General features: G+C 68.0%; 15 protein-coding genes. 7 read left to right on the top strand and 8 right to left on the bottom strand.

Translation table 11 applies throughout. The features are described 5' to 3' along the window. The first annotated feature begins 22 nt into the window (after window positions 1–22). From EJE94_RS12170 to EJE94_RS12145, 6 genes are all read left to right on the top strand, one after another. Window positions 23–400, top strand: coding sequence for a hypothetical protein (locus tag EJE94_RS12170; RefSeq protein WP_121241861.1), 378 nt, complete (start codon window positions 23–25; stop codon window positions 398–400). 128 nt (window positions 401–528) lie between these two features. After that, window positions 529–1,008, top strand: coding sequence for a 4Fe-4S dicluster domain-containing protein (locus EJE94_RS12165; RefSeq protein WP_121241859.1), 480 nt, complete (start codon window positions 529–531; stop codon window positions 1,006–1,008). Window positions 1,009–1,024: 16 nt separating this feature from the next. Beyond that, window positions 1,025–2,872, top strand: coding sequence for an aldehyde ferredoxin oxidoreductase family protein (locus tag EJE94_RS12160; RefSeq protein ID WP_121241857.1), 1,848 nt, complete (start codon window positions 1,025–1,027; stop codon window positions 2,870–2,872). A 54-nt stretch (window positions 2,873–2,926) separates the two neighbouring features. After that, window positions 2,927–4,180, top strand: coding sequence for an NAD(P)/FAD-dependent oxidoreductase (locus EJE94_RS12155; protein ID WP_121241855.1), 1,254 nt, complete (start codon window positions 2,927–2,929; stop codon window positions 4,178–4,180). Window positions 4,181–4,189: 9 nt separating this feature from the next. Further along, window positions 4,190–4,444: a sulfur carrier protein ThiS gene (thiS, locus tag EJE94_RS12150; RefSeq protein ID WP_121241854.1), complete on the top strand. Its 255-nt coding sequence runs from the start codon at window positions 4,190–4,192 to the stop codon at window positions 4,442–4,444. Window positions 4,445–4,523: 79 nt separating this feature from the next. Beyond that, window positions 4,524–5,600: a fumarylacetoacetate hydrolase family protein gene (locus EJE94_RS12145; RefSeq protein WP_121241852.1), complete on the top strand. Its 1,077-nt coding sequence runs from the start codon at window positions 4,524–4,526 to the stop codon at window positions 5,598–5,600. A 6-nt stretch (window positions 5,601–5,606) separates the two neighbouring features. On the opposite strand, the gene EJE94_RS12140 is transcribed toward EJE94_RS12145, so the two are convergent. The 8 genes from EJE94_RS12140 to EJE94_RS12105 all read right to left on the bottom strand — a co-directional run bounded on the left by EJE94_RS12140 (window position 5,607) and on the right by EJE94_RS12105 (window position 12,770). Next, the gene (locus EJE94_RS12140; protein WP_121241850.1) at window positions 5,607–6,851 is read right to left on the bottom strand and encodes a dicarboxylate/amino acid:cation symporter; all 1,245 of its coding nucleotides are present in this window, start codon (window positions 6,849–6,851) and stop codon (window positions 5,607–5,609) included. Between the two features lie 286 nt (window positions 6,852–7,137). After that, complete coding sequence (locus tag EJE94_RS12135) at window positions 7,138–7,488, bottom strand: helix-turn-helix domain-containing protein (RefSeq protein ID WP_243642607.1); 351 nt, start codon at window positions 7,486–7,488, stop codon at window positions 7,138–7,140. Further along, a complete protein-coding gene (locus EJE94_RS12130; RefSeq protein ID WP_121241846.1) occupies window positions 7,485–7,841 on the bottom strand; it encodes a type II toxin-antitoxin system RelE/ParE family toxin in 357 nt (118 codons plus the stop codon). Before EJE94_RS12130 ends, EJE94_RS12135 begins: the two co-directional genes overlap by 4 nt. A gap of 236 nt (window positions 7,842–8,077) precedes the next feature. Next, window positions 8,078–8,923 carry a Rossmann-like domain-containing protein gene (locus EJE94_RS12125; RefSeq protein ID WP_121241844.1) on the bottom strand — a complete coding sequence of 282 codons (846 nt, stop codon included), beginning with the start codon at window positions 8,921–8,923 and terminating at the stop codon, window positions 8,078–8,080. Next, window positions 8,920–10,473, bottom strand: coding sequence for a VWA domain-containing protein (locus EJE94_RS12120; RefSeq protein WP_121241842.1), 1,554 nt, complete (start codon window positions 10,471–10,473; stop codon window positions 8,920–8,922). The genes EJE94_RS12125 and EJE94_RS12120 overlap by 4 nt, the downstream gene beginning before the upstream one ends. Beyond that, complete coding sequence (locus EJE94_RS12115; RefSeq protein WP_121241840.1) at window positions 10,470–11,888, bottom strand: AAA family ATPase; 1,419 nt, start codon at window positions 11,886–11,888, stop codon at window positions 10,470–10,472. The genes EJE94_RS12120 and EJE94_RS12115 overlap by 4 nt, the downstream gene beginning before the upstream one ends. A gap of 63 nt (window positions 11,889–11,951) precedes the next feature. Next, entirely contained in the window at window positions 11,952–12,353 is a 402-nt protein-coding gene (locus EJE94_RS12110; protein WP_121241838.1) for an OsmC family protein, read from the bottom strand. A gap of 33 nt (window positions 12,354–12,386) precedes the next feature. Then, entirely contained in the window at window positions 12,387–12,770 is a 384-nt protein-coding gene (locus tag EJE94_RS12105) for a hypothetical protein (RefSeq protein ID WP_121241836.1), read from the bottom strand. A 104-nt stretch (window positions 12,771–12,874) separates the two neighbouring features. On the opposite strand from EJE94_RS12105, the gene EJE94_RS14765 reads away from it, so the two are divergent. Further along, window positions 12,875–13,159 (top strand): hypothetical protein, encoded by a 285-nt coding sequence (locus EJE94_RS14765; RefSeq protein ID WP_207855954.1) that lies wholly within the window; start codon window positions 12,875–12,877, stop codon window positions 13,157–13,159. Window positions 13,160–13,164 lie beyond the last annotated feature (5 nt).

The raw sequence follows: 13,164 nt of genomic DNA, 5'->3' as shown, positions 1-13,164 counted from the left end.
TTCTGACACGCGAGCGCCGACGATGGCTGCCGCGAATCCCGACCGCACGCGTCCCATCTGGCGCCGCTGGCTCAACGTGCTGCTGCGCGGCCTGCATCTCGTCGCGGTGATCCTCCTCGGCGCCGGCCTGCTCGGCGCGCCGCTGGCGACGGGCAATGCGGCGGCCGCCGTCGCCGCCAGCGGGCTGGCGATGTTCGCGCTCGACACCTGGAACAAGCCCGGCCATTTGCGCGAGGTCTCCGGCCTCGCGATGATCGCCAAACTCGTGCTCGTCGCCTGGATGGCCCTCGATGCCTCGGCGCGCTTCGCGCTGTTCTGGCTCATCGTCGCCGGCTCGGCGGTCTTCGCCCATGCGCCCTCGCGCTTCCGCCACGCGGTGATCCTCGGCCGCCGGCCCTGAAGTCGCGGCAATCCCCATGGCTCTTATGGGGTCATCGATTCGATTGATACATGCGTCGCCTATATGCTATGTTTTGCATATGCTGGCGCCGGACGGCGACGGCCGAAAAAGATCAACGAGGAGGGGCTATGCAGAAATCGCTGCACATAGACGCCAACAAATGCACCGGCTGCCTGCAGTGCGAAATGGCGTGTTCCTACGAGAACTACGGCGTGTTCAATCCCGCCAAGTCGCGCATCAAGATCTTCAACTTCGAGCATGAGGGACGCAAGGTGCCCTACACCTGCACCCAGTGCGCCGAAGCCTGGTGCCTCAACGCCTGCCCCGTCGATGCCATCCGCGTCGATGTCGCCACCGGCGCCAAGGTGGTGAACGAATCGACCTGCGTCGGTTGCAAGGTGTGCACCATCGCCTGCCCCTTCGGCACCGTCAATTACGTCGCCGATACCGGCAAGGTGCAGAAGTGCGACCTCTGCGGCGGCGACCCCGCCTGCGCCACCGCCTGCCCGACGGGTGCCATCACCTACGTGGACGCCGATTGGACCGGACTCGACAAGATGCGCGCCTGGGCCGGAAAAACAGATAACGCAACGCGCGCCAGCGCCTGATCGAAGGAGACACACCATGGCATGGACCCGCAAAGTTCTGCGCGTTGACCTGACCAACGGCACCTGCAAGCCCGAACCCCTCAACATGGAGTGGGCGCAGCAATACCTCGGCCAGCGCGGCCTCGCGACCAAGTACTTCGTAGCCGAAGTCGATCCCAAGGTCGATCCGCTGTCGCCCGCCAACAAGCTCATCATGACCACCGGCCCGCTCACCGGCACGCCGGCTTCGACCGGCGGCCGCTACTCGGTGGTGACCAAGGGCGCGCTCACCGGCGCCATCGCCTGCTCCAACTCGGGCGGCTACTTCGGCGCCGAACTCAAATTTGCCGGCTGGGACATGATCATCTTCGAGGGCAAGAGCCCGAAGCCCGTCTACCTCTCGATCGAGAACGACAAGGCCGAGCTCAAGGACGCTTCGCACCTCTGGGGCAAGACCACCTGGCAGACCGAGGAAGGCATCAAGAAGGCGCACCAGGACCCGCAGGTCCGCATCTGCAGCATCGGCCGCGCCGGCGAGAACGGCGTCATGTACGCCTGCATCGTCAACGACCTGCACCGCGCCGCCGGCCGCTCGGGCGTCGGCACCGTGATGGGCTCGAAGAACCTCAAGGCCGTCGCCGTGCGCGGCACGCTCGGCGTCTCCGGCCTCAAGGACGCGAAGGCCTTCATAGCCGCCGCCGCCGCCGGCAAGAAAGTGCTGGCCGAGAATGCCGTCACCGGCCAGGGCCTGCCCACCTACGGCACCCAGGTGCTGATGAACGTCATCAACGAGATGGGCGCGCTGCCCACGCGCAACCACCGCGACGTGCAGTTCGAGGAGGCGCGCAAGATATCGGCCGAGGCCATGGCCGAGAAGCGACCCACCGACGGCAAGAGCCACCTCGTCACCAACGCCGCCTGCTTCGGCTGCACCATCGCCTGCGGCCGCATCTCCAAGATCGACGAGACCCACTTCAGCGTGGTCAACAAGCCCGAGTACTGGGGCGCCTCCGGCGGCCTCGAGTACGAAGCGGCCTGGGCGCTCGGCGCCGCCAACGGCGTCGGCGACCTCGAGGCGCTGCAGTACGCCAACCTGATCTGCAACGAGGACGGCTTCGACCCGATTTCCTTCGGCGCCACGGTCGGCGCGGCAATGGAGCTCTACGAGCTGGGCATCCTCAAGAAGGAAGACATCGGCATGGATGCGCCCTTCGGCTCGGCCAAGGCCCTGTGCGAGCTGGCGCAGATGACGGCGAAGGGCGAGGGCTTCGGCAAGATCCTCGGCCTGGGTTCGGCGCGCATGTGCGAGAAATACGGCAAGCCCGAGCTGTCGATGTCGGTGAAGAAGCAGGAGTTCCCGGCCTACGACTCGCGCGGCATCCAGGGCATGGGCCTCACCTATGCCACCTCCAACCGCGGCGCCTGCCACCTGCGCAGCTACACCGTCGCCTCCGAGGTGCTGGGCATTCCGGTCAAGACCGACCCGCTGGTCACCGAGGGCAAGGCCGAGCTGGTCAAGGCCTTCCAGGACGCGACCGCGGTGTTCGATTCCGCCGGCCTGTGCATCTTCACGTCGTTTGCCTGGTCGCTGGCCGACATCCAGCCGCAGATCGACGCGGCCTGCGAGGGCGGCTGGACCATGGAGAAGCTCGGCGAGGTGGGCGAGCGCATCTACAACATGGAGCGCCTGTTCAACAACGCCGCCGGCTTCACCGCCAAGGACGACGACCTGCCGCCGCGTCTCAAGACCGAGCCGGCCAAGACCGGCCCCGCCAAGGGCCTGGTCAACGGCATCGACAAGATGCGTCCCGAGTACTACCAGGTCCGTGGCTGGGACGCCAACGGCGTGCCGACCAAGGACACGCTCGGTCGCCTCAAGCTGTAAGCAGGCACCATCGCGGGGCCGGCGCTGCCGGCCCCGCAGCCATCCGGAGAAACCATGAAGCACATCATCATCGGCAACGGCCCGACCGGCCTGGTCGCCGCGGAAACCCTGCGTCGCCTGCAGCCCGACGCCGAGATCGCCCTGATCGGCGACGAGGCCGAGCCGCCCTATTCGCGCATGGCGATTCCCTATTTCCTCCACGGCGGCATCGCGGCCGAGGGCACCCACCTGCGCAAGGAGCACGACCACTACGCCAGGCACGGCATCCACCTGATCCGCGGCCGCGTCGTCAAGATCGACCGGGCCGCGAAGCAGATCGAGTTCGACGGCGGCGAGCGCCTGCCCTACGACCGGCTGCTCATTGCCACGGGCTCGCACCCGGTGCGCCCGCCCGTGCCGGGCATGGACCTGCCCAACGTGCACACCTGCTGGACCCTCGACGACGCCCGCGCCATCGCCGCCAAGGCCAGGCCCGGCGCCCGCGTGCTGCAGCTCGGCGCCGGATTCATCGGCTGCATCATCATGGAGTCGCTCGCCGCCCGCGGCGTGAAGCTCACCGTGGTCGAGATGGGCGACCGCATGGTGCCGCGCATGATGACCGCCAAGGCCGGCGCCATGATCAAGCAGTGGGTCGAGAAGAAGGGCGTGGCGGTGCATGTCAATTCGGCGATCACCGCCATCGAGCAGAAGGGCGGCGAGCTGGCCGTGAAGCTCGACACCGGCGCCACGCTGGCCGCCGACCTCGTCATCTGCGCCGCCGGCGTGCGTCCCAACATCGGCTTCCTCGCCGGCAGCGGCATCGAGATCGGGCGCGGCATCCACGTCGACAGCCACATGCACACCAGCGTGCCGGACATCTACGCGGCCGGCGATGTCACCGAGGCCCCCGGCTTCCACTCCGGCCAACCCGAGCTCAACGCCATCCAGCCCAACGCCGCCGACCAGGCGCGCATCGCCGCGCACAACATGGCCGGCGAGGCGTCGGTGTCGCAGGGCAGCCTCGCCATCAACGTGCTCGACACCCTGGGCCTGATCTCCACCTCCTTCGGCCACTGGCCGGGCCTGCCGAAGGACGAGGGCGGCAGCGGCGTCGAGCTCTTCGACGAAGCCGCCAACCGCTACCTCTCGTTGCAGTTCAAGCACGACGTGCTGATCGGCGCCACCAGCATCGGCTGGACCGACCACGTCGGCGCGTTGCGCGGCCTGATCCAGACCCGCGCCAGCCTGGGCGCCTGGAAGGACCGCCTGCTCGACGATCCGACGTCGTTCATGACCGCCTACCTGGCGACGGCGCAGAAGGCCGCCTAGCGAGTCGCCATGCGCGTGACCTTCAAGCTCTTCGCCATGCTGCAGGACTACCTGCCGCTCGAAGCGCGAATGAACAACGCGCTGGCGCTCGACCTGCCGGAGGGCACCACCATCCAGCAGGTGATCGAGCGCTTCGCCCTGCCGCAGAAGTCCTGCCACCTCGTGCTCATCGACGGCAACTTCGTCCCGCCGGCCGAGCGAGATGGGCGGCGCCTCAAGGACGGCGAGACGCTGGCGATCTGGCCGCCGATCGCGGGAGGGTAGCTCCGTTGCAACGGTGACATAATCGCCGCGGGCCTTCACCCAAAAATAAGACAAGCAACCCACAACAGAGGAGCCATCAATGGATCAGCAACGTCGCGACCTGCTCAAGGCAGGCGCTACAGCCGCACTGGGAAGCCTGCTCGCCGCCGCGCCGGGCGCGCATGCCGAGGAGGCGAAGGCGGGGGCGCAGATTTCCCGGATCCCGCCGCTCGCGGGCCGGACCGGGCTGCGGCTCGTCACCTTCGCCGCGAAGGCCGGAGCGGCCCACCGCATCGGCATCGTGCTCGACGACGGGCGCGTGCTCGACGTCGGCGCGGAGGCGAAGCAGCGCAAGGTCAAGCTCGTCTTCGACGCCGGCTCGATGCTCTCGCTGGTCGCCAGCGGCGACCAGGGCCTCGCCCAGGTCCGCGCGCTCGCCGAAAAGGCCGCGGGCGCCAAGGGCCTGCCCGACGTCAACGACGTGAAGCTGCTTTCGCCCATCCCACGGCCGCAGAGCAACATCTACGCCGTGGGCTGGAACTACCTCGAACACTTCGAGGAAGGCAAGGACGTCCGCGCGGACAAGAACGTCGCCAAGCTGCCCGACAACCCGGTGTTCTTCACCAAGGGCGTCCACACCATGAACGGCCCCTTCGACTCCATCCCCTACGACGCCAGCAACTCCACCATGTGCGACTGGGAGGCCGAACTGTGCCTGGTGATCGGCCGCAAGGGGCGCAACATCCCGGAAGACAAGGCGATGGATTACGTCTTCGGCTATGCCGCCTACAACGACACCACCGTCCGCGACGTCCAGCAAAAGCGCCATGGCGGGCAATGGTTCAAGGGCAAGAGCCTCGACGGCCACGGCCCGATGGGGCCGTGGCTGCTCACCGCCGGCGGCCTCGACCTCGACGCCGCGCGCATCATCTGCCGCGTGAATGGCGTGGAGAAGCAGAACGGCAGCTACAAGCAGATGTATTTCAAGATCCCGCGGGTCATCGCCGAGCTGTCGCGCGGCCTGACGCTCGAGCCGGGCGACGTCATCACCACCGGCACGCCGCCCGGCGTCGGCTACAGCCGCAAGCCGCCGGAATTCCTCAAGCCCGGCGACGTCATGGAAACCGAGATCACCGGCCTGGGCATCATCCGCAACACCATCAAGGCCGAAGCCTGACCCGGCCTACGCGGCCGGCTGCGGGCCGGCCGCGTACTTCTGCACGATCACGCTGGTGACCATGTCGCCCTCGACGTTCACCGCCGTGCGCACGGTGTCGAGGATGCGGTCGATCGGCAGCAGGATCGCGATGGCCGCGGTCGGCAGGCCGACCGATTCGAGCACCAGCACCATGCTCAGCATGCCCACGCTCGGGATGCCCGGCGCGCCGATGGCGCCGAGCATGGCCACGAAGAACACCACTGCCTGGTGCGCGAAGTCCAGCTCGATGCCCGCCAGCCGCGCCACGAACAGCGCCGCCGCGCCCTCGTAGAGCGCCGTGCCGTCCATGTTCACCGTCGCGCCCAGCGGCACGACGAAGCTGGCGATGTCCTTCTTCACGTGCAGGTGCTGCTCGGTGCAGCGCAGGGTGATCGGCAGCGTGGCCGCGCTGGAACTGGTGGCGAAGGCCGTGATCAGCGCCTCGCGCGCGCCCTTGAAAAAGCGCAGCGGCGACATCCCCGTCATCGCCCACAGGATGCCCGGCAGCACGATTACGCCATGGAACAGCGTCGAGCCGATGACGACGGCGATGAACTGCCCCAGGCTCGCCAGCAGGCTCGTCTGTTGCGTCGCCACCAGCTGCAGCAGCAGGGCGGCGATGCCGAAGGGCGCGAGGTGCATGATCCAGCCCACCACCATCAGGCACAGCTCCTGCAGCTCCGAGAGCAGCGCGCGGATGTTGCGGTAGCGCTCGCCGCCCACCACCAGCGCGATGCCGAGGAAGAGCGCGACGATCACCACCGCGAGGATGTCGCCCTGCGCCAGCGCCTTGAACGGATTCTGGAACAGGCCGCGCAGGAACTGGGCGACATACTCGTCCACCGGCATCTGCCGCGCCTGGTAGTTCCTCGTCGCGTCGGCGAACATCTCCAGCTGCATGCCCTCGCCGGGGCGGAAAAGGTGAGCGGCGCCGAAGCCGATCAGGATCGCCAGCCCCATGGTGAAGAGGAAGAACGCCAGCGTGATCGTCCACACCCGGTGCATCTGGTTGTGCTGGCGCAGGTTGGCGACGCCGACGACGATGGACGCGAACACCAGCGGAATCAGCACCAGCCGCAGCAGGTCGAGGAACAGGTTGCCGACCAGCTTCGCCCCGTACAGCGTGTTCTGCGCCAGCGGCGTCTGCCCGGCGCCGGCCAGCCAGAGGCCCGCGGCGATGCCGAGGGCGGAAGCGATGAGAATGCGGGTATTGAGGGATGTGGGCTTCATGGCCGATTCAGGCTGCCGGTCCGGGGACGCAAGTGTGACACAGCCATTTGTGGCGGGGTATCGGCCGACCGTCGAACCATGTCTAGGTCAGTGTCAGTATGCAGATTCGGAGTACAGGCCTGCAGGAGGCATTCGTCAAGTTAGCCAGGAGCGTCCGCTCCTCGGCCAGACCTTCCGTTGGCAGCGATCCGACCGAATGACCGTTGACGTCTCGCTTGCTGGCACTCGCAAGCTGCTTTAGGAGGCCCGGCGACGGTGGCCGACGTTATCCGTCTACCCCGGCGTGTCAGGCAAAGACCACGGAGACCGTGCCGCCAGTTTGCCGCTTTCTGGCTTTGGGCCGAACGACTATTTCGACGTCCATGCCGAGTTTGGTCAGGAATCCGATCAGCCGCTCCTGCGAATAACCCTTGAAGTGACCCCGCAGGAGGGAGGACACCTTGGGCTGATCGATCCCCAGCAGTTCGGCCGCCTGAACCTGGGTCATTTTCCGGGCTTGGATGATGCGGCCGATCTGGGCAACAATGCGCGCCTTGGCGAGCATTTCCGCCGCATCGGCGAACCCGAGATCGGCATAGACGTTTCCCGTACTGACTTCGTAGTCGATGTCTTGGGTGGCTTTACGTGTCATGTTCATGCTCTTTCTGCGAGTCGTCGCGCATCGTCCAGTCGCTTGCGGATCAGTTCCATATCCGGTTTGGGGGTTTCGCTGCCCTTGGTGGATTTTTTCTTGAAGCAATGCAGGACAAACACCGCTTCGGAAAAACGTACTGTATAGACCGCCCGATAGGTGTCCGTCGCAAAATCCTCGACAACTTCAAGCACACCGGCCGAGCCGAATCCTTTCAGCACCTTGGCACCCGGATGCCGGGTGCCAATTTGAGCGAGGTGCAGTGCGAAGCCAAATTCCCGCTGCACCGCTTTCGGCATGGCGAGCAGATCCTTTCGCGCACTGCCAATCCAGAACAGGGGTTTCGCATCTGCGTTCATTGCTGACTAATTTATGCCATTAATGGCATATTGTCCAGTGGGTTGATAACCACGACTGCTGTACTCAGAGGCCTACCGTTGGGTTGGCCAAATGAATGACGGCAATCCGCCACATTACTGACGTACTATCAGAGGCGTCACACCAGCAGCTAAGGCCGATTACCGGAAGCTCACTGCCCGGTTGGCGAGCCTCATGTCCGAGCCATCCGCCGCCGTCCAGCCAGCGCCGACATTTCCTACCACAGTCGTTGCAGCAGGGCATCCGTCCCCGGATACCCGTCCCGCGAAATTGCAGACTTCCGCGCGCATCCGCTGCGTTTCTCGCCGGACTTGAGCGTCTCGACGAAGGCCGGCCCGTCGGTAATCCAGCTCCCGCCGAGCAGCGTCACCCCCCGCGCGAACAGCGCATCCGGAAGACACCCTGCGCTCGGCCCGACCATCGCGAACCAGCGCGCGTTGCGGCAGCTTTCCAGCATGCGGTCGAGGGTGTCGTTGAGCAGCAGCGTGCCGGTGGCGACCACCTTGGTGCAGTCGAGCAGCGAATCGGCGTCGAGCGTGACGACGTAGCCGTCGGCGGCGCCGGCCAGTTCCTCTTTCAGTTCGACCACCGTGAGCCGCGCGCCGCTGGCGAGGATGCGGCCGAGCAGGGGCTTGAACAGGCCGATCATGCCGATGTGGTCGCCCGGCTGCGGGGCTATGCCGCCGATGGAGTCACCGGCCTCGGGCGGCACGTAGCCCGCGCGGTCGAAGAGGCAGCGCGTCAGCGCGTTGGCGGCGGCGAAGCCGAGGGTCTTGCGGATGCCGTGGCCACCATCGTTGTAGAGGTAGCCGCGCGCGACTTCCAGCGGGTCGGCACCGGCGAGGCCGAAGCTGTCGGCACCTTCGCGCAGCTGCGCCAGGGTGTCGTCGAGCAGCACGTAGGAAAGGCCGAGCGAGCCGTCGTCGAGTTCGAGCGCGCAGAACTCGCCCTTGTTGTCTTCGGCAGACGGCTCGGGCGGCAGGTGCAGCGCCCGCACACGCGGCAGCGGGCCGATGGCGGCGAAGGCTTCGAGCTGGGCCAGGTATTCGGCGGCGAAGGTCACAATTTTCTGCCCTCGCGCACGGCCGCGGCGGCGGCCTCGGGGCTCACCGTGGCGTCGCGGTTCTCCTGGCTGCGCAGGGCGCCGGGGAAGTACATGGCGGTCAGCCGGTGCGAATGGATCGGCGATGCCGCGCCGCCTTCGGCGCCGAAGCGGCGCCAGTCGCGCACAGGCAAGATGGCGTCGGCGATCTCGAGGAAGCCCACGGTCTCGCGGTCGCCGATCAGCACGCCCTGCATGCGCAGGCCCGCCTCGCGCTTGGCCGCGTCGAGGCGCGCGACGATGTCGGGCGTGGCGCCGAACTCGCCGTCGGAGGCGACCAGCAGGTCGGCGAGCTGCCAGCGCTCTTCCTCGATCTTGGCTACCACCTTTTCGAGCGGGCCGCAGATGTCGGTGCCGCCGCGGAAGGCCTGGCCGAGGAAGTGCGTGAGGCCGGCGATGCCGTTCGCGTCGAGCGAAAGCTCCATGTCGATCAGCTCGTCGGGGCCGCCGAAGGCGAAGACGTGGCAGGCGCGCCGCTGGGCGTGGGCCGCGCGCATGGCTTCGAGGCAGGTGGCCTTGGCCACGGCCTCGGCGCCGCCCTGCATGGAGCCGGAGGTATCGACGCAGACGAGGATCGGCCCCATCTTGCGCTTCTTCGTCGGCAGCAGGCCGGGGCGCGGCACGGTGACGCGCGCGGGCTGCAGGCGGGTTTCCCTGAGCCGGTCGTCGTCTTCGTAGCTGAGCAGGGTGCGCTCGGCGCGGCGCGCGTGCCACACCAGGCGCAGGCGCGGATGGCCGAGCAGCATGGCCTCGGCCGGCAGCATGCGCGCGATGCGGTCCGAGCGGCGCACGCCGCGCGTCTCGCCCGGCATGTCGGGCACGCGCACGTCGCGGCTCGCCGGCTGCGGCGCGGTGGTTTCCTCGATGAGCTGGACGACGGTGAGGGCGGCGGCATCGTCCTCATCGGTCTCGCGGCTGCGGCCGAGGCCGGCGATCAGCTTGGCCAGCTCCGGCAGGCGCTCGAGCAGGCGGCGGATGCGCAGCACCTCCTGCCAGCCCGAGGAGCGCAGCAGCCCGCGAAGCTGGTCCCAGTTCGTGTTCTTGCCGTCCTCGGGCAGCAGGCCGAAGACGTCGACCAGCTCGTCGATCTGGCCGCAACGCTCGCGCCAGTCGTCGGCAAAGGCGTCGATGGCCATGCGCAGGGCCTCGGTTTCACTGGCGCCGCGGTCGCGGTAATCGACGATGAAGTCGAGGTGGAACAGCACGCTCATCAGCACGGTGTCGGCCAGCTCCTGCCGCCCGGCGCAATAGCGCGGCAGGTTCAGCGCCAGCATGGCCTCGTGCAGGGCCGCGGCGATGGTTGCCTCGGGCCAGGGCCAGGAAGTCGGCGCCGGCAGGACGCCAATGAGGAGGCTGCGGCGCAACTCGGCCAGCGTTGCGAGGCGCGGCTCGAGGCTGCCCTGCGAGTTGGTGAGACCGCCGAGCCAGTGCTTGCGCGAGAGTTCGTCGAGCGCCGCGAGGCGCGATTCCGGGCCGGCGAAAAGAAGCGAGGCCGGGAGTGAGGCGTTCATGCCGCCGCGAGGTTCTCGTGGGCGACGGGCTCGGGCATGCGGCCGTCGTCGGCGTCGAGCCGCGGCAGGGCGAGGAAGCTTTCGCGCGCGGCCTGCATGCGCGCGGCCAGGCCGGCGATCGTGGCGGCGGTGCCGCGCAGGTTCGCGGCGACGCGATCGAGCAGGGCTTCGTCGAGCCAGAGGTTGCGCGCGCGGTAGGCGGCGAGCTCGCTTTCGCGCTCTGCGATCTCGGCGGCGTAGGTCGCGATGCGGGTGAGCGCGTCGTCGATCTGGCGCACGCGGGCCTCGATGTGCGTGGCGCCGTAGCGGCGCTGCCGGCTGTAGGTCATGCGCAGCGCTGCCGCGCCGCCCTTGGCGTCGCCGATGCTGCCGGCGATGTCATTGGCCAAACTCGCGGCGAGTTCCGTCGAGGAGAACTTGAGCCGGCCGGATTCGTCGTAGTCGAGGTCGTTGGCTTTCGTTTCGAGGTCGCGCTGCGCCTCGAAGGCCTCGACCACGCGCGTGAGCCGCGCCGGCGAGACCGCATCCCGCACGCCGAGCCGCGCGGCGAGCCACCCGGCCACGGCCTCCTGGCGCGCGGCGTCCGGCGCCGTGCAGAAGGGCAGGAGCAGCAGGTCCCACGCGGATATGGACTTGCGGCCGGCGGCCGCGGCGGCGACGCGCAGCAGCCGGACGATCTTCACCCAGCGGCGGTCGGAAACGGGGAGTTGCTCGTCCGCGCAATGGCTTCGCAGCTCGGCGAGGAGGGCGGCGGCGGTGTCGGGCAGTTCGACGGCGGCTGCTTGCGCCGCGAGCGCAGCGAGGTCGTCGCGCGTGAGGGCGAGGGCGTTGGCGGCGCCGGCGCGGGTGAGGGTGTCCGGCGTGCGCAGCAGCGCGTCGAAGCCCTCGCGGCTTACCTGCTCGACCGGCAGGCGCAGCAGGAAGCGGTCGAAGAAGGCCTCGGCCACCTCGTCCTCGGGCACGGCGTTGGTGGCGCCGATGGCGCTGATCAGGGGGCAGGGCTGGCGGCCGGCGCCGTTGTCGAACTCGCGCTCGTTGAGCAGGGTGAGCAGGGCGTTGAGGATCGCGCTGTTGGCCTTGAACACCTCGTCGATGAAGGCGATGGCGGCGTCGGGCAGGAAGCCGGCGGTGTGGCGCTCGTAGCGGTCTTCTTCGAGCGCGCGGATCGACAGCGGGCCGAACAGCTCCTCGGGCACCGAGAAGCGCGTCAGCAGGCGCTCGAAGTAGGCGGCGTCGCGGAAGGCGGTGTGCAGGCGCCGCGCCAGCTCGCTCTTGGCGGTGCCGGGCGGGCCGACCAGCAGCGTGTGCTCGCCGGCCAGCGCGGCGAGCAGCGCGAGGCGCACGTGGCGGCGGCGCTCGACGAGGCCGGTTTCGAGGGCCGCGCTCAGCGCGGTCAGACGCTCGAAGGTGTCCATGGGCGAATGATAGTCCGCCGCGCCGCAGCGGCCTTGACGGGGAGCAACCGCGCCGGCCGGCGATCAGGCCGGCAGCACCGTGACCTCGGTGGCGCCGCGGGCGGTGTTGATGGCGATGCAGCCGGCCTCGGCCGTGGCGATCATTTCCCGCAGCGCGGCCGGGTCGGCGTTGCCGCCGTGCACCCGCAGCGCGATGTTCGTGAAGCGGGGCGGGGAGGTCTCGAGCGTCGCGCCGACGTCCACCGATGCGCCCGACAGGTCCAGCCCGCGCTCGAGCGCGGCGGCCAGCAGGTTGCTCATGAAGCAGCCGCCGATGCCCATGAGCATCAGCTCGCCGCCCATGGGGCCGCGGTTGGCGCCGCCCTTGGCCTCTGGCCGGTCGATCAGGCACGCGTGGTTGCGCGCCGTCGCTTCCGAGGTGCTCTTGCCGATCTGCCTTACCGTTGCACTGACCTGAACGCCCATGGGCGGCCTCCTTGCGGGTGGAAAGCGCGCCTGTCAGCGGCGCGCGAGCAGGTGTTTCAGGGGGCCATTGTGCAGCCAGACGAAGCCGCAAAGGAAATAGAGGCAGGACGAGGCGTAGAAGTTCGCCTCGCGCATGTCCAGCGCCTCCGGGTTCACCGCACTCCAGTAGAGCCAGTAACAGCCGTCCACCGTGAAGTAGTAGAAGAACAGGCCGAGCGGGACCATGCGCCAGCGGCGCGCCATGAAGACCCGCACGGTCCATGGCGCCGTGAGGTAGGTGAGGATCGCCATGATGAAGCTGATGCGATAGTCCCAGTCGGGCGCATGGTAGTAGTCGGCGCCGACGAGCAGCAGCGCCAGGCCGATGGCCAGCGTGGCGAGCTTCCACGGCCTGAGGTATTCGCGCAGTGCGTCCATGGCTTAATCATAGGCGATCATCGTTCGCGCTTGATTCAGATCAAGACGCGGAACGACGGGAAGATCAGATTTGGCAGCAGCCATGAACGGCAGGAGGAAAGGCAATGAACCCGCAGGAAATCATCGACGTCACCGAACAGAAGCGCCTGAACGAAGCGCGCGAGGCGGGAATCCCGTGGAAGAAGTGGGGACCCTACCTGAGCGAGCGGCAGTGGGGCACGGTCCGCGAGGACTACAGCGACAACGGCGACGCGTGGAACTACTTCACCCATGACCAGTCGCGTTCGCGCGCCTACAAGTGGGGCGAGGACGGCATGGGGGGATCTGCGACGACAAGCAGCGGCTGTGCTTCGCGCTGGCCCTGTGGAACGAGCGCGACCCGATCCTGAAGGAG

Source organism: Sulfurisoma sediminicola, from assembly GCF_003865015.1.
GTDB classification, from domain to species: domain Bacteria; phylum Pseudomonadota; class Gammaproteobacteria; order Burkholderiales; family Rhodocyclaceae; genus Sulfurisoma; species Sulfurisoma sediminicola.
Note: the sequence above shows the minus strand (reverse complement) of the source record. Positions and strands in the feature narration are given on the sequence as shown.